Genomic DNA, 25782 nt, shown 5'->3' with positions numbered 1-25782 from the left:
CATCAACTAAAGTAATAATTGTATCGTTACTAATTAATGCCTGAGCAAAAAAGGACCCCTATGAAAACGTTAATCAAGAGTGCGTTATTGGTCGGGATTTCACTGGCGGCCTCCATCAGCCAGGCGGGTGGGTTTGTCTGGCTGGAGGGCGAGGCCGGGAAATCAAATGTCGCGGTCCAGAGTGGTGAAACGGGAATCGGGATCCTCTCAGGCGGTCAATGGCTGCAATACTCCGTTGAAGAAGGCAAAATTGAAAAAGACATTCCTGCTGAAGGGATTCTGATTCAATACCCCTTCTCGATCACCCAGGCGGCCTCCTATGAAATCTGGAACCGGATCGGCTATGAATTCGTCCGCTCATCCTTCGACTGGAGCCTTGATGGCGGTGAATGGAAAACCGCCCATCCTGACGACCTCACCACCGATCTGATGGAAATTTCGTTCTTCCGCGAAGTGGCCTGGCTGAAACTGGGCGACCTGAGCCTGCCGGCGGGACCGCACACCCTGACGATCCGGCTCCCCAAAAACAAAAAAGAGAATGGCAAGTTCAACCGCATCCTTTACGCCAGTGATGCCATTTGCCTTCACGAGGGCCCCTTCCACCCCAACTCCAAATTCAAGCCGGATGAAACCGGGCGCACCGGGCAAGATGAAGCCGCTTCCCGGAATGTCTTTGTTCTCCCCGATGCCAAACCCGGCGAACGCTCCAGTATTGCCTTGGGCGGCCAATGGGAAGTGACCCGTGATGACGAACAGATGCCCGGTGAGGTGGCCGAGCCGATCAAAGGCCTGCCCACCCACACCGCCTTTACGGCCATCCCGGTTCCCTCCGACAAAAACAAAAGCCGACCGGACCTCGTTTTCGCCCACCGGCTCTGGTACCGGACCCGTGTCAATGTGCCGGCCTCCCTGGCCGGGCGGAGCTTCATGATTGATTTTCCGCTGAACAACCTGAACACCACCGTCTACGTCAACGGGACCTACTGCGGCTTCGAGAAGAACCCCTTCTGCCGGTTCTCGGTGGATGTCACCCGGGGTATCAAGCCCGGTCAGGTGAATGAAATCTGGGTGGGGATCCGGGACACCTGGTATGCCCGGTCTGCCGATCCCGCCCGCCCCCTGAAACTCCGCAAGACCTTCAATGTCCCCATCCGATTCTTTTCCAATGGGTTTCAGGATCTCGATTATCCCGTATGGAACTGCCCGCAAGCGGGCATCCTGGCCACTCCCACGCTCAGTGCGGCGGGCCGGATTTACGTGTCAGACCTTTTCGTGAAGCCCTCGGTTGCACGGAAAACGCTCGATACCGAAGTCACCCTCAATAATACCACCGACACCGACCAGACCGGTGAAATCCGCCAGGAAGCGCTTGACGGGGAGACCGGCAAGGTGGTCAAGACCTTCAAAGGCCAGCCTTTCACCCTGCCTGCCGGGAAAAGCACCACGCTGACCCTCAGCGGCTCCTGGACCGACCCCCATCTCTGGTGGCCCGACTCCCCCACCCTCTACCGGCTCCGTACGACCCTCGTGAAAGGGGCCACCCTTATCGATACCCATGAAATCCCCTTCGGGTTCCGCGAGTGGGTCATCCAGGGAACCCAGTTCACGCTGAACGGAGTGCCCTGGCGGATGTGGGCGGACGTCAGCCCCTCAGGCTCAACCACCAACCAGTGGCTGGCCAGCTTCACCAACCGGAATATGCGCACTCACCGGTTTTCCACGGCGGGTCAGGCCGCCAATGACCCCCATTGGTACGGGATGGAACCCCACACCGCCCTGGATTTCTTTGATCGCAACGGGGTGGTTATCCGCCGGAATGCCACCCTTGATGGCGAGACCATCGGCTCGAATTTTATTGAAAGCGACCCGGTTACCGTCAAGCAGCAGGGAGGTTCAACCATCAAGAAAGCGCTCATGAAAAACTGGCTTGAGCAGTGTGTCGCCCAGGTCAAGGGAGAGCGCAACCATCCCTCCATCCAGATCTGGAGTATTGAAAATGAGTTTGCCTTCATCAACCTGATCAACCTGCTCGGGAACAGCCCGGCCATGGATGAGTATGAGCGTGAAATCAAGAAAACCCATGACGCCGTCATGGCCATTGATCCCACGCGAAGCGTCATGACCGATGGTGGCGGCGCGATGAAGGAGAATACACTTGGCGTTTGCGGCGACCACTACCTGGCCACCCTGGACACGCGCTATCCCGACCTGGCCTATGAGCCCTTCGTTGAGGGAGCGGGCCGCGGCCGCTGGCAGTGGGACATGAAACGCCCCCGCTTCATGGGTGAGGATTTCTTTGCCACCGGGATGGATCCGGCCGACTTCGCCGCCTGGGGCGGCGAGGTTACCTTCCAGGGTAAAGCCGCGATCAAGGATGCCGTGGCGACCTGCTATCGCATGCTGACGGAGGGGTACCGCTGGGGTGGCTACTACGCCGCCTGGCACTTCTGGCTTTTCGGCGAAGGGGGCGAAGCCCAGTGGGTCGCCAATGCGCCCCGCGCCGTTTTCTGCCGCCAGTGGGACTGGACCTTCGGTTCCGGACAAACCATCAACCGGACGTTTGGAGTGTTCAATGACACCCAGTACCCGGACCCGCTCACCTTTACGCGAACACTGACCGTAAAGGGGAAAACGGTCTACTCCAAAACCACCACGCACAAGATCGCCCCGGGCTCGGTCGAGAAATTTGATGAACCGATTACCATGCCTGCGGTAAAGGCGCGTACTGAGGGCGAACTGCGACTGGAGCTGACCGTGGCCGGGAAACCCCTATTCCACGACGTTAAGGCCGTCTCCATTCTCCCCCCGGCAGTCTTCACACAAAAGATCAAGAGCGATGCGCTGGCCGTCTTTGATCCTCAAAACTCGGTCATTCCCTTCCTGACCACGGCAAAAATTCCGTTCACGCCATTGACCGCCCTGGCCAACCTCCCGGCCAACGCCCGGGTCCTGCTGATCGGGTCCGATGCGCTGGCCGCCTCGGACAGCACATCCCCGGCGCTGGCGGCCTATGCCTCCAGTGGCCATGCGGTGATCGTACTCGACCAGACCTTCCCCTTGAAGTACCAGGCATTGCCCGCAGAGATGGAACCCGTATCGAACGCCAAGGAGGTGTGGGCCGCAAATGGACGGACGGGATATATTGAAGATAGCTCGCACCCGGTCCTGCAGGGGTTCGCGGATAAGGATTTCTTCACCTGGAACGGCCCTGACTCGCTCCTTTACCGGAACGCGTATGTGAAGCCGGAAAAAGGCGGCAAAAGCCTGATTCAAGTGGGGCCGCGGCTCGGCCAGACCGCACTGGTCGAAATTCCAACCGGTAAGGGCCTCATTCTGCTCAGCCAACTCAGGATGGGAGACCGGCTGGCGTCCAATGCGGTGGCCCGGCAGATCCTGCTGAACATGATCTCCTGCAGTCTGGTCTACAAACAGGAATTCGCCGCAGTGTCGGCCTTCATTCAGGATGAGCAGTTGGGCAAGGCCCTGGATGCCATGGGCCTCCAGTATGCCAAGGCGGCAGATCCCCTGGCAGCCATCAGCGACCCGGCCCGGAAAATTGCCGTGATCTCCGCCACCCCCGCCAGTCTCGCCACTTTGGCCAAGGCCATGCCCACGATCGAGGCCTTCTGGAAGCGCGGTGGAACCATCATTTTCCATGGACTGACACCCGAGGGATTAGCTGACTACAATAAAATTGTAGGGGTCGAACATGTCATCCGGCCTTTCATCCGGGAACGCGTGCAGTTCCCCGCCATACGGAATCCCCTCACCGCCGGGCTCTCCAGTGGGGATATCGTGATGCTTTCCGGCAAGCGGGTATTCGGGTTCCGCGAGGAGGAGTTCACGGTGCCGGATGAATTCACCTATGTGGTGGACTATGACGAAATCGCGCCCTTCGGCAAGAGCGACTTTGCCAGCTATGACAAGATCGTCAACGGTTTTATCGGCGCCGACGGGTGGCCCCAGATTATTGATTTCGGCATCCCGGAGAATGATCAACCCTTCCCCATCAAAATCACCCTACCGAAGGCGGAAACCATCACCGAGATCACTTACGATCCGTCCGTGAATTACAATCCCACGACGAAAATCGCCCTTCTCTTCGACGGCAAAGACCGGCAGGAATTTGTCCTGCCCCCGGATGGCGACCCACGGACCTTTGCGGTCACGCCCCCGCGTCAGGCCAGGGAACTGACCCTTGAGTTGCGTGAGTGGCAGGTTGACCCGGCCAAGACGCATAATGCCGGGATTGACAACATCTGGATCAAAGTCCAGCGCAGCCCGGAATTCCACGCCACCGTGAAGCCCATGCTCAACGTGGGCGGTATGATGCAGTATGTCAAGGGGCCCGGCGGAGTGGTCCTGTGCAACCTGAATTTCCAGGAGAACGAGGCGGTTCCCCTGAACAAAATCAAGAAACGCAACGTGCTGGCCACCGTCCTGCGCAACCTCAAGGCCTCTTTTTCCGGCGGAAAAACCGTGATCGTGGGCGCCAACCTGGCCTTCACCCCCGTGGATATCCACACCAAAGCCACCACCTACAAGGATGAGCGCGGCTGGTTTGGCAACAAGAGCCGTACCTTTGCCGGTTTGCCGGCCGGGGTCAACAAGATGGCCGGCGTGAAGTTCAGCATCTACGAGATGCCCACCTCGCCGGTACCCCAGGTGCTGATGCTGGGCGGCAATGGCATCCCGGGTAATCTCCCGGCCCAGATTACCGGCATCCCCGTTAACCTGAAAGCCGACGCGCTCTTCTTTCTCCATACCGCCCGTATCGGGACACGCCTGACTGACAAGGATCGGCGCGAGAAAAAAGCATACCTCATGTTCAAGTACGTGGTGACGTATGCGGACGGGCAAACGGCTGAGGTGCCGATCCGCTCGGAGATCGATATCGAAAACTACGTCCAGAAAATTCCCGCCACGCTTCCCGGGGCGCAAACGTCCTGGATCCTCCCCTATGAAGCGAGTGATGAGAAGGCCGTCGCCTATACGAAACAGTGGAACAACCCGCGGCCGGAGGTGGAAATCCAGTCTGTAGATATCATCCCCGTCGATCCCACGCGGGGCATTCCGGTTCTGCTCGCCTTGACGGCCGCCCGGACGGAATAACCCCTTTCAATAAGTCATTAAGGAATAAATAATCATGAAACGAACCTCTGCTTTTGTTCTATTTCTCATGGTGGCACTCGGGTTGTCCTGCTCGGCCAGTCTGGCCGGCTGGGAAATCCCCTCCATCATCAGTTCAAACATGGTGCTTCAACAGAATAGTGATGCGCCGCTCTGGGGCTGGGATGAGCCAGGGACCACGGTCACCGTCTCCTTCCGGGAAAAGACCGTTACCACGCAAACCGGATCTGACGGGAAATGGCAGCTCCGGCTCCCCACCGGCAAAGCTGGCGGACCCTTTGTGCTCCACATTAAAGGGTCCCGGGAGTTAACCCTCGAAGGGGTGCTGGTGGGAGAAGTCTGGGTTGCCGGCGGGCAGAGTAATATGTGGTGGCATGAAGGGGGATGCAAAGAGGCGGCCCGGGAGCGGGAGGACGCGGATTACCCGATGATCCGGATCTGGGATGCCAACACGTCTACCAATCAGGCCGGCTGGCCGTCGGACACCACACAGCGGACGGTCAAGGCCGAATGGACGCCCGTCTCCCCCGGCATGGTCGCCAACACGCCCGGCGTGCCATTCTTCTTCGCCAGGGAACTCCATAAACTATTGAAGGTCCCCGTCGGCATTGTCCATATCGCCGTGCCGGGTCAGGCCATCGAAACCTTCCTGAGCCCCTCCTTCATCACGGCCAATCTCCCCCTCGCCAGGGAGCAGAGCGAGCACCAGAAGCGACCCGCCCCCTCCTGTTTCTATAACGGAATGGTGGCGCCCGTGGCACCGTATGCCGCCAAGGGATTCCTCTGGTGGCAAGGTGAGTCCAACGCCGACCGGCACCTGCAATACCGGGGCCTGTTCACGGGGTTGATTGATGACTGGCGCCACGCCTGGGGCGAGAACGACGCCCCCTTCCTGTATGTCGAGCTGGCCAATTTCCTGAAACCCCAGGTTAACCCCGTTGAAAACGATCAATGGCCCGCCCTGCGCGACGCCCAGTCCTACGCCCTGGCACTTGACCATGTCCATGCGGTGTCCGCCATCGATATTCTGGGCCCGGCTGAATCCCCCTTCAATATTCACCCGCCGAACAAACAGCTCATCGGGCATCGCCTGGTCTTGGCGGCACGGGCCAATGTCTATGGAGAGAAACGATTAGTCTGGTCCGGACCGCGTTATAAATCGGTAGAGTTTGATGGCAACCGGGCCATCCTGACGTTCACTCATATTGGAGGCAAACTGATGTCAAAGGACAGCCTCGAGCTCAAGGGGTTCGCCCTGGCCGGCGCGGATCGCCAGTTCAAATGGGCCCAGGCCCGCATCGTGAGAAATACCGTGGTTGTGTCCTCGCCGGAAGTGCCGGTGCCGGTGGCGGTCCGTTATGACTGGGCCAATAATCCCATCGGGAACCTGGTCAACAAGGAAGGCCTCCCCGCCTTCCCGTTCCGCACCGACTCCTGGAACCTTGTGGAGAAATAAGGAGTTACCCGAACACTTCCCGCTGGCCGGGAATCGAATCAGCCGCCCCCTTGCGGGTGACCGACAGGGAGGCCGCTTTACAGGCAAAGGTCAGGCAGGCTTCCGGGGCAAGCCCCTTGATCAGGGACGCGGCGAAATATCCGATAAAGGTATCACCCGCCGCCGTGGTATCCACCGCCGTGACTTTCGGGGCCGGCACCGTCCATTGCCGGGTCCCGCTCTTCAGCATGGCGCCTTTTGAACCGAGCGTCATTAAAATCTGCGCCGCGGGAAATTGCCTGGCCAAAGCCGATAAGGCCGGTTTCCCGGCCCTGGCCCCGGACAAATCTGCCGCCTCAATTTCATTTACGATAAACAGATCCACGAGCGACAGCGGGTAGCGGAGGATGTCGGGGGAAAACGGTGCAGGGTTAAACCAGATTTTCATCCCGGCCTGATGCGCCAGGGTCATGATCTCGGGAATCGCGTTGATCTCATTCTGAAGCAGAAGGATGTCGCCCCGGCCGAAACGGGCCAAGGTGTCACGGATGTCCTTCCGGGTAATGGCCCGATTAGCACCGGGAAAAAGGACGATGGAGTTCTGCCCGCCATCCGCCACCTGAATAATCGCATGCCCGGTGGGGCCGGAATCCTTCCGGACATTTTCCACATCCACGCCTGCTTCTTTGAGAATCCGGACAATCCACTCGCCGTCCTTGCCAATCCTGCCGGCGTGGTAGACCGGTGCACCGGCCCGCCCCAAAGCGATGGACTGGTTGCTCCCCTTCCCGCCTGCAAACTTTTCCAGGGACGTACTGGCCAGCGTCTCTCCGGGCTTGACGATGTGCGGCAGACGGTAAACCAGATCAATATTGATGGAGCCGAAATTCAGAAGTTTCATCAGGACACCTTTACGCTGTTGAACCCTATTATACCTTTTTCAAAGATCAGTCCAGCCCCGCCACATCCCAGTTTGCGATCTTCGCCTTCGAGGATTTTTTCACCATCACAGAATGCGGTGATTTTCCGCCCTTTGCAGACCAGACGCAACGCATGCGGCTGGTCGAGTTTCCAGCGGCAGGTGGTTTCGGCCAAAATTGAATCCCCATAGTAGCGCTCGATCAATTGTAGTTTGTTGTCATGGGTGCGGACGAGGGCGATATAACGCTGCAGTCCCTGATACCGGACGAGAATCCCCCCCTTGTCGGCCAGGTGAATCTTCACGCAAGCTTCGAAGGTATAGTCCTTCCAGCCAGTCGTGCCGGTCACAAGGAGGCCGCGCTCGCTGTTTTTTCCGGCATGGGTGAAGTCACCCGGATCATCCGAAAAGGTCCCCCCTAGATGGTCGGCATGGCGAATCCAGCCGGGGGCATCCCCGTCCCGGGGAATCTGGGATGGGAATTCAACTTTGGCTTTTCCTGCACAGGTGACGCTATCCACAAACAGCTCACCCTGAGTCGAGGCCGGGGAGCTGATTTCAATGCCGACATCAATGACCGCGCACCCCTTGGTGTCCGGGACCGTCATGGAGAGGGTGAACGGCGCCGTGGGTTTAAGGAGGGTCGATTTTCCGAAGACAACGGTCGTTTCCGTCCATTTACCGCCCGTCAGGACTCTGAGGAACAGCCGTGCATGAGTGGCATGCTCAAGGGCGCTAGCCGAACCGGTCATCTTCACGGTCATCCCGGAATACAATTGGGGGGTGGAGACGATCCCATACCCGGCCACATCCGGTCGGGCCAGCACCGGGGTTGAGACCCGGGCCTGTCGTCCGGCATCCACCGCGAAGGCGATCCGTAGCGAACGGCTCCCGAGGCGTGAATGGCCTGCCACATTTTCAACGATCGCGGTGTTCCGGCATCCATAGGGATCGGATTCCGTCATGTAGCCATGCCGGGCACCGGGCAGGTCAAAATGATGCCAGGCCCCTTTTTTCGGAGGCGGGACGGCCCCCCACCCCATGACCTTCCGGCCGATACGGGCGATGTGAAGCGCCTCCGTGAGGCAGTCACTGGTGCTGCGGGTGCCTTCGGCGGTAGGAAGCAGAATCCGGTCCGCAAAGGGGCCCTGAAAGTCATAGCGGGCGTTGAGCCCTTTCAGCCCCACTTTAACCCCCATGACCGAGCCGACGTTGGCCGCATTACAGTCCGTGTCCCAGCCCGCCGTGTTGATGATGCGCTGGGCTTCATAGAAATCGTCCGGGGCATAACACCAGGCCATGACCATGATGGCATGATTCGGGATGACATGGCAGTTGCCCCCGTACTTGTGATAGCCGTATGATTTGTCGATCCGGGCAAACGTTTTATGCCAATCGCGATCCGCCTTGCACCAGGCACGCACATCGCGATGGACTCTGGCAATCAGGCAGTTTTCAGGGATATGACTGACCCCGATCCGGAGCAACTCATTCATCCGCTTTTCAGTGAAGGCAGCGCTCACCATGGCGGCCACGACGACCGCGGCATAAACCGCCTCGCCATCATGCGAGACGGAAGCGGCCTTGCGGGCCAACCGGGCGGCCAGTTCGGGTTTCGCCGGAGCGACCAAACCAAAGGCATCGATGAAAATCTGGGCGCCAATCTGTTCCGCTACCGTGTGTCCGTTCAAGGCGATCGAGCCTGACGCCGGGGATTTAACCCCCGCCTTGAGGCGCAGAAAGGCCGTATGCTCGGTGGAAAGCCCCAAGCCACCCCACCAGAGGATGGTTTTGTGCTCAAGAATATAGTTAAGCCAGGTGTCGCCAAAGAAATCACCGGGCGTGTCCTGATAGAGCCCGGAATCCTCAAGCGCCCGAATGAAGGTGAAGGTCCCGGAGATATCGTCGTCCGAGACAATGAGGGGTTTACCCAGATCCTCATGGACATAGCCGCTGATCATCCCCCATTTTTTTTCGAGCTCCGCCTTTGGCCAGCCTTCAAAGGGGCGCCCCATATAGACGCCAATGACTTTTCCCAAAACGCCCGCATAGACAAGTTCTTCATAGTTTTTCATGATCACCTCGCCAGTGTTTTAAAATTGATGGTCACCCATTATTATGTTTTCTTTTACTCACTTCTACGCAAGAATAAGCAAATACTATGCATAAACGACCAAAGAGTCCCTATCTGCTTCAATATGCGCCGATTGAACTGCCCGATGATTTCCCGATCAACGGAGAAGGGCCTTTTGCCCAGCAAGATAGTCCGATCACCTTCCTGCATCTTCACGATCATTTTGAATTAGGTTACTGTTTTGACGGGTCAGGCGTATTTGTGGTGGAAAATAAAGTGATGCCCTTCAATGCCGGCGATGTGGTGGTCATCAATCCTACCGAGATGCATCTGGCCTCCAGTGCGGCGGGAACGGTGAGTCACTGGAGTTTCCTGACGTTGGACCCGGCCCGGTTGATTACCGCGCCTTTAGATGAACAAAAATACCTGAGGGTTGAGACGTTGGCGGGACATTCATTCCGGAATGTGATGACCCCGCTCGACCATCCTGGATTGGGGGAACAGGTCAAATCCATTGTCATGGAGCTCAGGGAGCGCCGTGACGGATACCGCTCGGCGGTCCGGGCTAAAGTCTGGGAGGTCATGGTCCGCTTGCATCGAGGCATCGATCTCCATGATCTTCCTCCCCGTACGGTGTCACGACATACGGCCATGGACCGGGTGGCCCCCGCCTTAGCGCATGTGGCCGGACATTACGCGGAACCCATCTACATGGATAAATTGGCGCGGTTATGCCATGTCAGCGAAACCCATTTCAGGAGGCTGATCCGGGCGGCCACCGGCGTCTCGCCTCAGGACTACCTGACGCACCTGAGGCTTCAGATGGCCGCCTCCCTGCTGATCAGCACCGACAAACGCATATTGGATATCGCCTTGGACACCGGGTTTGCAACTCTCTCAAGCTTCAACCGGTATTTCAAAAAGGAACTGGGTGCTTCGCCCAGGGAATGGCGCCAAAACCGGAAGGAAGGGGTCAGCCGACCTGCTTCAGCCCCTCTTCCCCCATCAGCCGGCCCAGAAGCGCCGGAACGGCCTGTTCGGTTCTCAAAATACGCGGGCCAAGTGTGATGCCTTCAAATCCACCTGCGGCCAGAAGCCCCAGTTCATAATCGGTGAACCCGCCTTCAGGCCCAATGGCCAGAGTCACCGGACCAGGCAGGCCTACCGGACAGAGGCCCCCTTCTCCCGGATGGGCCACCAGACACCGGGTTCCCGCCACCAGGGACGGCAGGTCATCTTCCACAAAGGTTTTGAACAGGGGGTGCAGGGTGACTTGCGGCAATACCGTATCGCGGGCCTGCTCCAGCCCGAGCACCAACTGCCGTTGCAGTTCAGCTGCGTCCAGCCAGGGACTTTTCCAATAGCTTTTCTCCACCCGGTAGGCGCCGAACAAGGCGATCCGCTTAACCCCCATGGTCGTGACGCACTGAATGATGCGACGGAAACATTTGGGACGCGGCATCGCCAGAAGCAGCGTTACCTGAAGCGGCGCAGGCGGTGGCTCCGTCAACGTCACCTTCAGTTCGACCCCTTTATCCGACATCGCGGTGATGGTGCCCGTTCCCAGCCGCCCGTTCAAGACGCCGACGCGCAAGGCTTGTCCGGTTTCGGCCCGAAGCACCTGCTGGATATGCTCCAACCGGGGGCCGTTCAGAACCACCGTATGCTCACTAATAAAGTCTTCCGGGAAAAGGAGGATCAGGTTCATAGGTTCGAAAATATGTCGCAAAACGAGTGTACATGCCACCTTAAACGTCTAGAATCCGCGGATGCCGCCAGTTCATTCATGTATCATGCCTCTCACCCTCCGGGGGGTGTGTTATGAGCCTTCGCTCTTCTGTGCTCCGATGGCGGGCATCACCCATAGTGCTTTCCGACGGCTGCTGGCCGATTTCGGAGGGTATGGCGCCCTGTATACTGAAATGCTTTCAGCGAAAATGGTTGTCCATGAAGACCCGGCAACGTCTCCCTGGTTGAAGCGCCGTCCACAGGAAAAACGGGTCATCTATCAATTACTGGTCACGGAAACCACCCGGTTGCCGGCCACCCTTGCCCGCCTGGCGCCAGCCTCGCGGGATGGCATCGACATCAATCTGGGCTGCCCGGCCGCCACGGTTCAACAGCAGGGCGGAGGGTCGAACCTGTTCGACGATCCAGCCCGGCTTCGCGACATCATCCACACCATCCGGCACGATTTTAACGGCCCTCTGTCCGTTAAAATCCGTCTGGGCCGGTCCACTCCTGATTGGCGCACCGTGCTGCATGACCGGCTGCATCTGCTCGAGGACGAGGGCGTTGACGCCTTAACGCTTCACCCCCGGTTTGCGGAAGAATCCCTGAACCGGTTTCACCCCCGGCATCTCTGTTACGCTGAACTGGCGGCGGTGACCCGCCTCCCCATTATCGCCAACGGGGACATCACCGGACGCGACTACCTGCAAATGAATGAAGCCCTCTTTGCTCCAGCAGCAGGACTGATGATCGGCCGGATGGCCGCGGCGCGTCCCTGGATGTTCGCCCAGTGGCATGAGCCGGAGCTGCGCATTGATCACCATGAAGTATGGACCCGGCTCTGCCGCTACATGGAAGATGATTTCGACCCGCTCAAAGGGCTGATCCGGCTGAAGGTCTTTACCCCCTACTTCGCCCGGAACTTTGCCTTTGGCCACACCCTCTTTGCCGCCATCCAAAGCGCGACCGACTGGTCAACCGCCCGGGCCCGGGCCGATGACTTTCTGTCATCCCAACCCACCCTGAACAAAACGATCTCATTGAGTGGATTATAGAGTCGCACCTCATTCATCAAATGTCACGAGTCCGCTTTCGCGCAGGCTGAGGAAATCTTTTGATTTCCCCCCATGTTTACGCCCGACAATGACATGATCGAGCACCTTGATCCCGATGACCTGGCCCGCCTGCACCAACTGCCGCGTCAGCTTCACATCTTCGGCAGAGGGCGAAGGGTCCCCGGAGGGATGATTATGGACCAGCACCAGGGCCGCCCCACCCATCTGGATGGCGCTTTTAAATACCTCCCGGGCGTGAACCAAACTCGCATCCAGAATGCCCTTTGAGATTTCCTGCGGGTTTCCTTTCAGCCGGTTCCGGGTGTCAAGGTTCAGGGTCCAGAACCGTTCATGATCAAGCCCCCGCGCCTGCTCCCGCATCAGGTCGGCCGCATCCTCAGGGGTTCTCACCAGCCCACCGCGTTCATCCCGGGTCTCCTCAGCCATCCGCCGGGCGAGATCCAAGGCCGAACGGAGGATCTGCGCCTTGACCTTCCCCAGCCCCTTGAATGATTTTTCCCCGGCTAACTCCTCGACCGGGGCACGCGCCAAGGCCGTCAGGCTCCCGTATTTGAATAAAATCCGCTCCGCCAGATCAACCACATTCAGGCCACGCGAACCGGTCCGCAGGAGAATCGCCAGAATCACTTCATCGGAGACATGCTCCACCCCCTGCCGCGCAATCGCTTCGCGGGGGCGTAACCGTGCCGGCAGGTCACAGATCCGGTAACATACGGCGGCCTGATCCGGTTCCGGAACGGCATATAACTCACAGCTAAACGGGCTCTCTTTATCCATGGAGGGATAATTTAGTATAATATAGTTATATTTAAAGACAAATTAACAGAAAACCGGCTGGGGCCCGTGGCGCTGCCAATCTGCGGCGATCCCGGCGGCGGCCGCTTCAAAATCAGCTCCGGGCATCGTCACCCACGACACCTCCATCTGATGCCGGAACCAGGTCATCTGCCGCTTGGCCAACTGCCGCGTGCGCTGGATGGTAAGCTGGATCGCCGCCGCCCGGGTCAGCCCCCCTTGCAGACAGCGCAGGGCTTCCGCATAGCCGATGGCGCCCGAGGCCGTAACAGAGAGAGCCCCGTAGCGGGTGATCAGTGACCGGGTCTCCTCCAGCAAGCCGGCTTCATACATTTCATAAACCCGATGTTCGATCCGTTTCACCAGCACTTCACGGGGAACGTCAATTCCCGTCACCCGTGCCGCGTGCGATGCCTGGCGGCACCACGATCGGGGCGGGTCCGGGAAGCCGGACTCGATCAGTTCAAGAGCCCGCATCAATCGCCGACTGTTGGACGGATCCGCCAACCCCTGCAGCCAGGCAGGATTCCGGGCCCCCAGGGCCAGCCGGAGCCCTTCCGTGCCTTCCCGCTCCAGTACCGCCTGCCAACGGGCCCTGACCTCGGGAGACGGATCAGGCAACTCATCCAGGCCATTGAGCAGGGCCTTGATGTAGAGGCCCGTTCCCCCGGCAATGATCACCGGGACGCCCCGGTCCCGTGCCGATTCAAAGCACCGTCTGGCCTCAGGAATAAAGCGCGCGACACTAAACGAGTCAGCGGGGTCAACCAGGTCCACCCCCCAATACCGCACGCGACTCCGATCGTCCGGGGACGGTTTGGCCGTCCCGATGGTCATCCCTCGATACACCAGCATGGAATCGGCGGAAAGAATGTCCGCTCCCATCGTCTCGGCCAATCGTTGTGCCACCGTCGTTTTTCCAGCGGCCGTGGGACCGACCAGGAAAAACGCCTGAGCATGACACACGGAGGGGTTCATCAGGAAGGCGCCTGATCATCGTGGACGAAAAAAGAAGAGAGCATATACAGGCCGACCCCGATACAAATGGACGAGTCGGCGACATTGAAAGCCGGAAAATGATGGTTTTTCCAGTAAAAATCGAGAAAATCGACCACATACTGAAACCGGATGCGATCAAATAAATTGCCGGCAATCCCCCCCAGCATCAGGCCGAGGGAAAGCCGGTGAATGAGGCTGTCCGTCAAAAAAGTTCGCCGGAAGAGGATCAGCAGGACAAGCACCACGGCGGACAACGCCACCAGAACCCCGTTCCAGCCCCCCAGCATCCCCCAGGCCGCACCAATATTGCGCACATAGGTCAGACTGAAGAAACCGGGAATCAACACCAGGCTATCACTGAGCTGAAATCGGAGCGTCACCAGATATTTAGTGATCTGGTCGAGCAGAACAATCGCAATACTCAGTAATAACACCTGCATCATGAGCCTGTGAGCGAGCCACCACGCCGCAAGAGACCGTACGCGCGGACCAGTCCGGCTATTCTGATTCTTCAGGTTCAGAGACATCGGGCGTCTGTTCCACACCTTGAGCCAGGGTATCGCCAAACGGGCGGAACCGGGAACGTCCCTTTTCCTGCTCGGATTGACAGCGGATACACATCCGGGCAAAAGGCAGGGCGTGCAGGCGGGGCTTCTCAATCGCACAGCTGCAGCCATCACAGAACCCATAGGTGCCTTCGGCAATACGACGAAGCGCATTATTGATCTCAAAGACTGAATCATGCTCACTGCTGACCAGGTTCAGGGCGAACTCCTTGTCAAAATCATCCGTCCGGTCTTCAGACGAAGTGTCGTCAACATACTTGAGGGAATCATCCGATTGGGACGAAATCTGACCGGTCAAACGGTCGCGCATCTTGATCAGGACATCTTTCAGCTGCGCCAGGACTTTCTCATCCAGAGGCGACTTGCGCACCGGACGGGATTCCGTTTTCGGGGCACCGGCCTTGACGGCCTTGAAGGCCACAGGCTTGGAAGGGGCCACCAATATGGCCACCGGCTTCTTTACACTGGCAACAGGCTTGGCAGCGGGTTTCTTTGAACTTGTAACAGGCTTTGCCGCAGGTTTAACAGCGTGTTTCACTGTTTTAACTTTTGCCGCAACCGATTTTGCAACCACTTTACTTGTCTTAGCCGTTTTTTTTGCCATAAGTCTCTACCGCCCTTTCAACCCAGCTCAATCTTTGGTTCCGCAGAAAAAAGCACGCCTAGATATCAAACGAATCCCATGCTGTCAACCTCGCCATCAGCCTTTGGCCCAGGCGAGAATGTCGGCAGCAAGCGCACCCACCTGAATGATCCGACATTTCTCATTTTCCTTATCGCCCGGGATTTCAAGTTCATCCCCGCCGCGATGTCCCGCCAGCACTTTGCCCAGCTTGCTGCTGCAGGAAATAATACCCTTCTCCGTATCCTGATCCCATTCTCCGAGAATGCTGAAGGTCTGCCTCTGGCCATTAGTCATCTCAAGCACCACCGTGGTGCCCATCCCCGCGACCTCGCAGGTGCAGTTGGCAAAATCAGTGCCATGCACCAGTTTGAGATCCAGATCGAGTTCAGCGCTGCGGTGCATGAGAATGCCCTGCTGCTCCTTGGCCGTCTTGTATTCGAAGTTTTCACGAAGATCCCCATAGCTCCGGGCCACCCCGATATCACGGCTGTTCTTGGGAATATCCTCATTCACGATCTTCTCCAGCAACTTCTGGCGCTGCCGGTAGGACCGCCAGGACGTCAGCCCGTTCTTCGGGGAGGCCGCCTCAGCCGCCTCAGACTTCGCATCGGTCAACAAGGAGACCAGGTCAGGAAACACCCGGACAATACGGCCGATCATCGCCTGGGTATCCACGGGGATCTTGCCCATCACGGCGCGCAGGTAGCGGATAAAGCTGGTCCGCTGGACGTCATTCATGGCTTTTGAGGCCACTTCCAGGAATTCGCGTTGCTGGACCAGTTCGCCCAATTGGTTGGCCGCCCGCAGCCGCTCCCCGTTATAGGTCTTTTCCATGGCCGGCAGGATGTGGAACAACAGATCGCCGGTCGTGCCCAAGCCCCAGGCCTCAAGCCGATCGGGCCGTTTGGCCAACCATAACAGGACTTCCACCCCGGCCTTGCGCATTCCGACCAGTTCCTTGAATACCGCCGCACAGGCTTCCTCCTGGCCGGCCTCCATCATAAACGTCACGCAGGTATTGAGCACATTCATGACCATCGTGGGAATCGAGCCCAGAATGGTGTCGTAGAGGCGGGCGCTATCCTGATCAGCCAACAACTTCAGGAGCGCCTCGAGCCGCTTGGAACTGACGGCCATCGCCGCCGCCATGAAATTGACCGGGTCGATGAGGGTGTCGGCCTCCCGCTTCCAATCCACTTGTGAGGGGGGCACATTCCACTGCCGCGCGGCTACGACAATCTGCACCCGGATATTCATATCCTTGTCGCCGAACCCCAGCATCAGGAAGGCCAGCCGGTCGCCGACCACCTTCAGTTTGGCCTCGTCCAGTTCCGCCGGCTTGGCGTTATCCGCCAACTCGTTCAGGCGTGCGAAAATCCCTTCCGCCGTCCGCTCGCTTGCCAGTGAGGCAAACCAGACACCATCGTACGCCTGCGCTTTTTCAAGGAGGATGATCGGTTCGCTGCGCTTTGAGGGGATCACCACCAGCGGATCCGCCTTCAACACTTTCCGCGCGGAGTCCCAGAAGATTTTCCAGGCGTCCGGCTTGATGATGCCGTCGGAAAGAATCTCCTGTAAACGGGCGGCCGTCAGCGGCCCGTAACTGCGAAGGGCGATGCGCACCACCTCCGCGGCTTCCGTCTCGGCCAGAGCGGCCAGGGTCACGGCATCCCGGTATTTACGGGCCAGCAGATGCTCATCTCCCACCGGCTGAAGCGTTTCAGCCGCATAGGCAAAGGACATCTCGTGTCCCATCTTACGGGTAAAATCAATGGTCACCCGCTCATAAAACGAATCCACATTCTTGACCGCACCCACCCCCCAGGTCTTATCCACACACAGCATCCCGGGCTTCAGCGACTGAAGAATGGTGAGCCGCCGGAAACACTCGGCCAGCCCCACCCCTTTTTCAAGCCCCATGTTGGTGACAAATTTCTTGCGAACGGGGTCATTCCGGTAGATATAGGCCAACCGCTTGCTGCACACTTCACGAAACGCCGGCACGCCGCTATTCCAATTGGCCCGCATCCCGAGCACGTTGACGGCTTCATCCAGCTTGCCCTGCTCAATCAACGCCTCTTCCATCAGCTCCGCCCAGCCACTCGTTTTGGCACCCATCCCGCCGCGGTGCAATTCCCTCAAGGCGTTCTGCATATCCTCAACGGGCATGTTTTCGCCGGCGACCTTGGCCAAAAACCACTCTTCAAACTGATCTTCCCCCATGGGGATGTGTGCTAAAGCGTGCATAATTAGTCTTACCTCTCATTAAAGGGCGGATGTTTTAGCACATCCCCCCCCGTCGGTACAAGCCACAATGAAAAAGAGTTCAGCCGGCAATCTGGATCCCCAACAGGCGTCCAATCCCAAAGGTCACCAGCGCCGCCGTCAAACCGAAAATGACCTGCCGGAATCCGGAGCCCCACACACTCCGGCCCGTGACCAGCGTAATGGCCGCTCCGATCACAAACAACCCCACCCCGCTCAACGCGGCACTCCACACCACGGCGTGCCACCCGCCCGTGAAAAAGAACGGGAGGATCGGGATGATTGCCCCGACGGAAAACAGAAGAAAGGAGGTAAAGGCCGCTTCCCAGGCCGAGCCCCCTAAATCATCCGGATCCATGCCCAATTCCTCACGGCTCAAGGTGTCCAGCGCATGGGCCGGATCCGACAGCAGATGGTCCGCCATCAGTTTGGCCTGCTCGGGGGGTACCCCCTTCGCCTGGTAGATCAATGCCAGTTCCTCCCGTTCCGCCTCGGGCGCCTCCGCTAATTCCTGACGCTCAATATCCAGTTGCTTCTCATACAATTCCCGCGAACTTTGCACGGATAACCATTCCCCCAGGGCCATGGAAATGGCGCCGGCCAACAAGCCCGCCAGCCCGGAGATCAAAATCATGCGCGACTCCAGCGCCGCCCCTGCCACCCCCATGACCAGACTCAGGATGGAGACCAGTCCATCATTGGCCCCCAACACCCCCGCCCGCAAGGCATTCCCCCCCATGGAGCGATGGCGCCCCTCCAGGCGCGCCACGGCACTCCCGGCCAGGCCTTTCCCTTGCCCGGCCAGCATCTTGAAAATGCGGGCATGTGACCGCTCGTCATTCGGCATTCCCGTGCGGTTCACTTCCGGCTGGTTGTCATAATTCGATCCGGCCCCCTGCTCAATTCCGGCAATAGTCGGGAGGACGAACCTGACCCCGAACTGCTTCGCCATCCAGCCCAGCACCCGCGTCCGCCAGTTGACCGTCCAGGCGGGAATGGGGGCCCCCGACTCTTCAAGCCGCTTTTCCCAGACGGCGGCATGTTTGCCTTCCGATTCCGCGAGTTTCCGGTAGAGGCTGGCCAAATCCGGATTCAACTCCACTTTTGCCAGCTGCTGATAGAGCGTGATCGCGTTCCGCTCATCCTTGAGATTATTCCGATACCGCGTGATATCCGCTTGTGTTGCCATAAGGTTCCTTGCCTCCGGACGCGACTGCACCCGGACCCTCAATCTGAACAGAAGCGAGCCCTTCCCGCAAAGACTATTTTCAACGCCCGGCTTCCACCCATTCCCGAAGAAGAAAACTCGACACTCCCCGCTCCCCTCTACATAATCCCGCCATGATCATCTGTTTGAAAGACTAACCATGAATCTCATCCGCCAAACCATTCCGCAGCTCACCCCCCGTTCCCTCCCGAAAGGTGAGGCGGGGATCGTTCAGCGCTCTTTCCCGTTCGGTCAAAAAAACTTTTTCCGGCTGTTCCACGATGAACCCCTTTCCCTGACGGTTTCCCTGAAACAGGGCAATTCGCACGCGCCCCAGGTGCTCCTGCATACAGATATCGGGGCCAAGGCCCCCGGTGAATGGCTGGATATCCCTTTCTCCACGACCGATAACCGGGAATTCCAGCTCTCGATGATCCTCCCCCGCTGTGGCCTTTACCGGTTCCGGATCAAATATTCATTAGACGGCGGGGATCAATGGTTCTGGGACCGGGTGCCCCACTCCTACGTCATGGTCGATCCCCCCTCCATCCGCACCGTGCGCCTGTATACGCTCATTCCCAGCGCGTCCGGAACGATCTCCGATTGGAAGCAGCTCATCCCCTCCATCCGTGCCATGGGCTTTGATTCGATCCACCTGCTCCCCATCACCCAGATGGGATTCTCCAACAGCCCTTACGCCGCCAGTGATCTCTTTGACGTGGACTCACGCTACCGGGATCCTGCCGATCCCCGCAGCACCCTGGAGCAATTCGAGGATTTCGTCCACGCCTGCCACGCCCAGGGGATGCGCCTCTGCCTTGACCTGGTCCTGAATCACATTTGCGTGGATAGCCGGATGGTGGCCTCCTGCCCCGACTGGATTATTGCCGACGATGCGGAACCCGACGGGCTGAAGCGCGCCGGCTGCTGGCACATGCAAAGCTGGATCCGCTGGGAGGATCTGGTCCTGCTGAACTACGACCATCCCAACACCTTCATCCGGCACGACATCCGTGACTACATGACGCAATATGCCCAGTTCTGGTCAAATTATGCCGCCTACACCGGGGGCATGGTCCGCTTCGACAACCTCCACAGCAGTAACAATGATTTTGTGGCTGACCTCAGTACGGCGCTCCACACGGCCTTCCCCAATCTGTCGATTCTAGGCGAATATTTCACGGATGAGGGCACCCTCGAGCGAACCGTGCCGGAATGGGGCATCAACATGCTGCTGGCCAATAGCTGGGAATATCCGTTCGGGCCCCAGCTCCGGCATTACATCACGTACCTGCACACGGTCGCCGGGCGCCTCCGCCATCTCTGCGCCATCACCACCCATGACACCGGCGTTCCAGCCCAACTCTTCGGCGCGGAAGAGTCCGCCATTCCCCGCTACGCCATCTGCGCCCTCTATACGCTCGGGCAAACGGGAATGGTCCAGGGGGTTGAAGCTGGAGTGAAGGATCGCATCCCCTTCATCGGACCGGCCCGGAAAATCGACCTGCCGCCCATTCCCGGGATCCGTGATGCCATCGCCAGAATCAACGCCCTCCTGGCCGAACGCCAGGTCTTTAAACAAAGGGGGAATATCACCTTTGTGGACAAGGGGCACGAGGCCATTCTCGGCGCCTATCGCCGGGATCTCACCCGGCAGCAGCCCGGAGTGCTGCTCTTCTCCAATCTCGACATTCATCATGACCAGACCCTGGTCGCCGACCTTTCCCACTGCGGCCTGAACTTCCCCCTGACCTTGAAAGACGTGTTCACCGGGGAATCCCTCACGCTTCATGAGCCGACATTTTCCATTACCGTTAAACCCTGCGACGCAAAGGTCTTTGAACTATGAACCCGTCCCTGCTTGCCTCCCTCGTAATCAGCCTCGCCCTCACGGCCCCGGTATTCGCCCGCCTGGGGGATACGCCTGAACAGTGCAACCAGCGGTACGGCGCCAAATACACGGAAAAGGGTGGAGACGGGTTCTGGACCGCGGAACGGGTCTATGAAGTGAACGGCATCCGCCTGACCTTCCGCTTTCTCCCCGCCAAAGACGGCTTGTCACGGGCGGCCTATGTTGACTACAAGCCTGCCAAGGGGAAAATGTCGGAGGTCCAGATCCAGACCTTACTCGAAACCGTGACTAAAGACTGGAAGCCCCTGACGGAACTGCGCGACGAAAAGAAAACCGAATCGAAAGCCGCGTTGGAGGCGGAGAAAGCAAAGCCGCTCCACGGGACTAAAAAGTTCGTATCGATCGAATCCAGCAGCGGATCCGACAAACGCAAAAAAGAGAAGGACGAGAAGGAGCGGGAGGAGTACCTGACGACCCTGGCCGCCAAGAACAAACTGATCAATGAGTCAAAGGACCGCATCCGCACCACGGCTGAATGGTATGAACCGCGCACCGGCGAAGCCCTGAACTGCTGGAGCAGCCCCACCGCTTATGCCGGAAGCAGCCCGCAACGGGTTGTCATCTTCACCAGTGAGTATTTGCGGCAACACGAAAAAGGGGCGGAGACCATCGCCCGGGATAAAAACATGCCCCCGCCACAGGACAACACGGGATTCAGCGGGTTCTAAACCCGCAGGATGGCACCCCCTAGGAGAGTCGAACTCCTCTTAACAGGTTGAGAACCTGCTGTCCTAACCGATAGACGAAGGGGGCACAAGGGTCTAACAGAAGCCGCGTAATCTATATGGCGGGCCCGCCAGCGTCAACCGCTTTTTATCAGTCCGCCTGAAAACAAAAAAACGCGGGAACCGACCTTTCGGCCCGTTCCCGCGAAATCATCCATTATGCGCTGATGAGCGCGGTTGGATTACCGGCGTCCGCCGAACCCACCACCGCCGCCACCACGACGATCGCGATCGCCACCACCGAAGCCACCGCCACGGCTGCCACGATCACCGCCGCCGAACCCGCCGCCGCCACCACCGCCAACGCGGGGAGCCTGGGGACGAGCTTCGTTCACGGTCAATGCACGGCCATCAACGTCCGTACCATTCGTGCCTGCAATGGCCGCCGCTGCCTCAGCGTCGGTCGACATTTCAACAAAGCCGAAGCCTTTGCTGCGACCGGTCTCCCGATCCATGATCACGTCCGAGGACATGACTTTGCCAAAAGCGGAGAACACCTGTGTCAGTGATTCGCTTGTGACGCTGTAACTCAGGTTGCCGACATACAATTTCTTACCCATCTTTCGATTCCCTTCTTCCCGTACTCTTGGACCCCTTCTTTTTCTTTCCGGTTCCTGTGGAAAGGGGTTCAACCTGAACCCTCCGGCCTGATGGCTCCACGCCTACAGCGCGTCACCTCTGGCCGACCCCATCAGCCTACGAACATCGTACGCCTTTGGGTTAGGAAGACCGAACAGTAGCGGCAAGCAAATGGCTTTCTTTCCACCCCCAGCCGACTTCTTCGACAACCAAATTAGTGAAACGCTACCGAAAACGGCAAACGAAGTATATACAATTCATTAGGGGGTAAAAAGATTGTGAGTCCCCTGCCGAATGATCGGGGATTTCCTGATGGTGATATCAGGTATTTTTGATCCGCATAACGCCTGCCCTGCATGCGATAGTTAACCTGTAAGGGAAAAGCGATATGCGTGAAATCATTGCCAAAATACTAGGGGCGGAGGCAGAAGGAAAAAAGATTGTTGAGACCGCCAAAATGGAGGCGGAGCATATTTTAGCCGAGGCTCGGGTGAAGGGGCAGGAAACGTCAGATCGACTCCGCAAGGAGACGCAGCTCGAAATTACCCGGGCGTTGGAGGAATGTACCAAGGCGATCCAGCAGGAAGAGGAATCCGCCCTTGCCCGTGCTTCCGGAGACATGAGTGCCCTGTTCCCGCTTGATCAGCCCGCCCGGGAACAGGCTGTCCTGGCGGGCCTTCTCAGTATGGTCAGGAGTCACGACGATGATCCGAACCATGGAATCTAATCTGGATTATCTTGCCGCCCGTCTCCATGGACGGCGCAGCCGACTGGCGGAGGGTAGCCGCCTGGATTCGTTGTCACGCCTGAAAACCATTTCCCGCCTGGCCCAGGTGATCCTGCCCGGCGCCACGGTGAAAACCGTGCCCGACGCCCAACGGCTCATGGTGGCGGGATTGATTGACGAGATGGACGACCTCCTGCCACAGCTTACCGGCGCCAGAGCCCGCCTGATGGCGTGGATGTTAACGCAATTTCAAATGACCAACCTGAAAATCATGATCAGGGGCATCCACTCCCGCACCCCTCCCGAGATCCTCGCCCGGCACCTGATCACCCTTCCCCGACACCTGTCTATGAATAACGAAGCCCTGGCGAAGGCGCCATCACTGGAAGCGCTCATCCCGCTCCTCCCTGAAGACCTGCCGGGCAGAATGATGCGCGACGCCTTAGTCGCTTCAGGGAAACCCCGTGAGCCATTTTTTATCGAAACGAGACTGGATCAGCACTTCTTTCAGGAGGAACTTTCGAGAGTTGATAAATTACCGCCCCATGAGCGCGATCCGGTTGCGGCCCTGGTGACGCAGGAGATAGACCTTTTCCATCTGATGCTGGTCCTCAGAGGCCGATTCCATTACGACCTTGCCCCAAAAGCGCTGGCCGGCCTGCATGTGGCGGGAACCCGGCTCACCCAGCCCCTGTTTGAAGCCATGTTATCAGCCCCTACCCGCCTCGCCGCCGCAACGCTCACGGTCGGTCTGGCGCTGGAGGCCCTTCCCGCCTCTGTTAATGCCCCGGCGATTGAGGCACTCGCCTGGGCCCGCTATCTAAAAATCGCCAACCGGATGTTCCGGCAGAGCTTTACTGAGTTCGGGCTCATTGCCGGATATATGGCCCTGAGACGGATGGAGGTCGCCAATCTCATCACCCTCTCGGAGGGGATCAGGGCGCAACTCGGGGATGAAACCATCCGGTTGCATATAATCCCCCCGTCTCATCCGGAGGCGCTCTATGTTTAAGCCGTTCCCCATGGTGCGAATCCATATCCTTCTGCTGAAAGAAGACGAGCGGACGGTGCTGTTGAGCCTGGGAAAACAGGGGATCCTGCACTTGACCCGGTCTGAAGCAGGTCCTGGGATGGCCCCATTCCCGCCGGCCGACGTAACACCGGAACTTGACCATTGCGACAAACTTCTGGAACGGTGCGGGGAACTGGAACAACGGTTAGGTCCCTTTGGAGCGCCGTCCCGCAATCGAGTGAACACCGATGTAGTGCGCCCCGAACTTACGCCTCTCCCCGCCCTGGAATCGGCCGTAACCCGATTGCGGTCCATCGAAGAGCAGGCCGCCCGCCTGTTTGATGACCGGCAACGGTTGCTTGCCCGGGAAAAAGAATTGGACGCCGATTGTGAGCGGGTCTCCAGTTTCCGCGAACTGGAGATTCCGCTGGACCAGCTGGGCCAGTTTTCATTTCTTCATTTCATCACCGGCCGTCTACCGGAAGACCATCCTCAAACTGACCGGGCGCGGCTGGCGCAGTTGGCTCCGCTACTCCCTCTTCCCGACATCGCGGGACGGCCGTCATTTCTCATCATCACCACCCCCCTGAATCGCCAATCCCTGGAAAGACAGCTACAGCAAATGGACTTCCGTCAGGACTCATTCCCTGACGGCCAAGGGCTGACGGCCAATACCCTGTATCTGGAGCGGGACGGCGAACGACAGCAACTCAAGCGTGACCTTGAACAGACCGATGAGGCCCTCCGGAGGCTGGCCCTGGGAACTGAGTTGCAGCTGAAAACCAGTCGCCAGCAGATCTCCCTCGAGCGGCAACTGCTTGAGGCAAAACAGCATTTCGCCTGTACCGGAACCGCCGTTTTGCTCGCCGGCTGGCTACCCGCAGACACCATCCGTTTCGTGAATGAGGATCTGATAGAGCTCACAAAAGGGCGGTGTGTGGTTGAAATGCATGAGCCGGATGGCTGCGCGGGAGAGCAGGTTCCCGTATTACTCTCCCATCGCGGCTGGCTGCATCCATTCCAGAACATGGTGACGGCCTTCGGCCTACCCGACTATGCCGAGTTGGAGCCCACCGTGTTGGTCGCCATCAGTTATCTCGCCATGTTCGGCATGATGTTCGGTGATGCAGGCCAGGGGGCCGTTCTGGTCATCGCCGGACTGCTCCTGCGGTCTGCCCGTCGGGCGGCGTCATTCCGGGATGCCGGGCGAATTCTGCTGGCAGGCGGGCTATCGAGCATTATTTTCGGTGTGTTGTATGGCAGTTATTTCGGCATTCCAACCCTCAAACGATATGCCCTCTGGCGGGATCCCCTCGAAGGCGATCCGCTCGCCATCCTGGCGACGGCCATCGGTATGGGCGTAATGGTGATCAGCATCGGTCTCATTTTGAACATCATCAATCGGCTGCGGCGCAAAGACCTATTAGACGGGGTGCTCGGGCGATTTGGCCTCATTGGCCTCCTGTTCTATTGGGGGGCACTTGCACTCCTGATTCATCGGACAGAATTTCAACTCCACCCGCCCGGGAGGTGGGCGACCCTTGTTTTGATCGTCCTGCCGTTAGCGAGTTGGATGCTCACGCCCCCCATTCACGAATTTCTGAACCGTGCCAAAGGGGTGGCGGCTAGCCGGGACAGCCTGGTGGTGATTTTCGCGGAATCCTGCGCCAGTGCGTTGGAAGGGGTGATTCTCTATCTGGCCAATACGGTCAGTTTTGCGAGATTGGCCGCCTACGCCATGAGTCATGCCGCCCTGCTGATGGCCGCCTTTGCCGTAGCGGATGAACTGGGGCGTGGCTCAGCGGGGGGTAAATTTCCGGGCCTGGTGGTGATCATCCTGGGCAATCTGATCGCGCTCATTCTGGAGGGAGTCATTGTCGCGGTACAGGCGTTACGTCTGGAGTATTACGAGTTCTTCGGAAAGTTTTTTTCAGGACAGGGCCATCCTTACACGCCTTTCAACCTTATCTCGGAGTCAACCATAACGAACCATAGGAGGAGATGA

Annotated in this window: 19 protein-coding genes and 1 tRNA gene; 9 read left to right on the top strand and 11 right to left on the bottom strand. The window is 58.5% G+C overall.

Going from position 1 to position 25782, the window contains the following annotated elements; all coding sequences use genetic code 11:
* Window positions 1-60: 60 nt before the first annotated feature.
* On the top strand, window positions 61-5112 hold the full coding sequence (locus tag WCS52_03615) for a glycoside hydrolase family 2 TIM barrel-domain containing protein (GenBank protein ID MEI6166259.1): 5052 nt from the start codon (window positions 61-63) through the stop codon (window positions 5110-5112).
* A 34-nt stretch (window positions 5113-5146) separates the two neighbouring features.
* Complete coding sequence (locus WCS52_03610) at window positions 5147-6586, top strand: sialate O-acetylesterase (GenBank protein MEI6166258.1); 1440 nt, start codon at window positions 5147-5149, stop codon at window positions 6584-6586.
* Window positions 6587-6590: 4 nt separating this feature from the next.
* Here the strand turns inward: WCS52_03610 and WCS52_03605 are convergent, their stop codons facing one another.
* Together WCS52_03605 and WCS52_03600 are read right to left on the bottom strand one after the other, a co-directional pair.
* Entirely contained in the window at window positions 6591-7466 is an 876-nt protein-coding gene (locus WCS52_03605; protein MEI6166257.1) for a ribokinase, read from the bottom strand.
* On the bottom strand, window positions 7466-9559 hold the full coding sequence (locus tag WCS52_03600; GenBank protein ID MEI6166256.1) for an ADP-ribosylglycohydrolase family protein: 2094 nt from the start codon (window positions 9557-9559) through the stop codon (window positions 7466-7468). Before WCS52_03600 ends, WCS52_03605 begins: the two co-directional genes overlap by 1 nt.
* A gap of 86 nt (window positions 9560-9645) precedes the next feature.
* Here WCS52_03600 and WCS52_03595 point away from each other — a divergent pair, with 86 nt between their 5' ends.
* Window positions 9646-10626 (top strand): AraC family transcriptional regulator, encoded by a 981-nt coding sequence (locus WCS52_03595; protein ID MEI6166255.1) that lies wholly within the window; start codon window positions 9646-9648, stop codon window positions 10624-10626.
* On the opposite strand, the gene WCS52_03590 is transcribed toward WCS52_03595, so the two are convergent.
* Window positions 10532-11266, bottom strand: coding sequence for a 16S rRNA (uracil(1498)-N(3))-methyltransferase (locus tag WCS52_03590; GenBank protein ID MEI6166254.1), 735 nt, complete (start codon window positions 11264-11266; stop codon window positions 10532-10534). The two genes, WCS52_03595 and WCS52_03590, sit on opposite strands and share 95 nt — an antisense overlap.
* Window positions 11267-11351: 85 nt before the next feature.
* Between WCS52_03590 and WCS52_03585 the strand changes: the two genes are divergently transcribed.
* Complete coding sequence (locus WCS52_03585) at window positions 11352-12344, top strand: tRNA-dihydrouridine synthase family protein (GenBank protein MEI6166253.1); 993 nt, start codon at window positions 11352-11354, stop codon at window positions 12342-12344.
* A 9-nt stretch (window positions 12345-12353) separates the two neighbouring features.
* On the opposite strand, the gene radC is transcribed toward WCS52_03585, so the two are convergent.
* The 6 genes from radC to WCS52_03555 all read right to left on the bottom strand — a co-directional run bounded on the left by radC (window position 12354) and on the right by WCS52_03555 (window position 18804).
* Window positions 12354-13142 carry a DNA repair protein RadC gene (gene radC, locus WCS52_03580; protein ID MEI6166252.1) on the bottom strand — a complete coding sequence of 263 codons (789 nt, stop codon included), beginning with the start codon at window positions 13140-13142 and terminating at the stop codon, window positions 12354-12356.
* 42 nt (window positions 13143-13184) lie between these two features.
* The gene (gene miaA / locus WCS52_03575) at window positions 13185-14138 is read right to left on the bottom strand and encodes a tRNA (adenosine(37)-N6)-dimethylallyltransferase MiaA (GenBank protein MEI6166251.1); all 954 of its coding nucleotides are present in this window, start codon (window positions 14136-14138) and stop codon (window positions 13185-13187) included.
* On the bottom strand, window positions 14138-14602 hold the full coding sequence (gene lspA, locus WCS52_03570) for a signal peptidase II (GenBank protein ID MEI6166250.1): 465 nt from the start codon (window positions 14600-14602) through the stop codon (window positions 14138-14140). The genes miaA and lspA overlap by 1 nt, the downstream gene beginning before the upstream one ends.
* 55 nt (window positions 14603-14657) lie before the next feature.
* Entirely contained in the window at window positions 14658-15329 is a 672-nt protein-coding gene (locus tag WCS52_03565; protein ID MEI6166249.1) for a TraR/DksA C4-type zinc finger protein, read from the bottom strand.
* Window positions 15330-15425: 96 nt separating this feature from the next.
* Window positions 15426-17597: a GreA/GreB family elongation factor gene (locus WCS52_03560; protein ID MEI6166248.1), complete on the bottom strand. Its 2172-nt coding sequence runs from the start codon at window positions 17595-17597 to the stop codon at window positions 15426-15428.
* 79 nt (window positions 17598-17676) lie between these two features.
* Window positions 17677-18804 carry a VIT1/CCC1 family protein gene (locus WCS52_03555; protein MEI6166247.1) on the bottom strand — a complete coding sequence of 376 codons (1128 nt, stop codon included), beginning with the start codon at window positions 18802-18804 and terminating at the stop codon, window positions 17677-17679.
* Window positions 18805-18982: 178 nt separating this feature from the next.
* Between WCS52_03555 and WCS52_03550 the strand changes: the two genes are divergently transcribed.
* On the top strand, window positions 18983-20671 hold the full coding sequence (locus WCS52_03550; protein MEI6166246.1) for an alpha-amylase family glycosyl hydrolase: 1689 nt from the start codon (window positions 18983-18985) through the stop codon (window positions 20669-20671).
* Window positions 20668-21402: a hypothetical protein gene (locus WCS52_03545; protein MEI6166245.1), complete on the top strand. Its 735-nt coding sequence runs from the start codon at window positions 20668-20670 to the stop codon at window positions 21400-21402. The genes WCS52_03550 and WCS52_03545 overlap by 4 nt, the downstream gene beginning before the upstream one ends.
* 10 nt (window positions 21403-21412) lie before the next feature.
* Here WCS52_03545 and WCS52_03540 read toward each other — a convergent pair.
* Together WCS52_03540 and WCS52_03535 are read right to left on the bottom strand one after the other, a co-directional pair.
* Window positions 21413-21487: transfer RNA gene (locus WCS52_03540), tRNA-Glu, on the bottom strand.
* A 154-nt stretch (window positions 21488-21641) separates the two neighbouring features.
* A complete protein-coding gene (locus WCS52_03535; protein ID MEI6166244.1) occupies window positions 21642-22019 on the bottom strand; it encodes an RNA-binding protein in 378 nt (125 codons plus the stop codon).
* 407 nt (window positions 22020-22426) lie between these two features.
* Here WCS52_03535 and WCS52_03530 point away from each other — a divergent pair, with 407 nt between their 5' ends.
* Genes WCS52_03530 through WCS52_03520 form a run of 3 tightly spaced genes read left to right on the top strand, consistent with a single transcriptional unit; the run spans window position 22427 to window position 25782 of the window.
* Window positions 22427-22765, top strand: a complete 339-nt coding sequence (locus WCS52_03530; protein MEI6166243.1) for a hypothetical protein — start codon at window positions 22427-22429, stop codon at window positions 22763-22765.
* Window positions 22743-23777 carry a V-type ATPase subunit gene (locus tag WCS52_03525; GenBank protein ID MEI6166242.1) on the top strand — a complete coding sequence of 345 codons (1035 nt, stop codon included), beginning with the start codon at window positions 22743-22745 and terminating at the stop codon, window positions 23775-23777. Before WCS52_03530 ends, WCS52_03525 begins: the two co-directional genes overlap by 23 nt.
* A complete protein-coding gene (locus WCS52_03520) occupies window positions 23770-25782 on the top strand; it encodes a V-type ATPase 116kDa subunit family protein (GenBank protein MEI6166241.1) in 2013 nt (670 codons plus the stop codon). The genes WCS52_03525 and WCS52_03520 overlap by 8 nt, the downstream gene beginning before the upstream one ends.

Source organism: bacterium (assembly GCA_037128595.1).
GTDB lineage: Bacteria > Verrucomicrobiota > Kiritimatiellia > CAIKKV01 > CAITUY01 > JAABPW01.
This window is presented reverse-complemented; position numbering and strand designations above follow the sequence as displayed.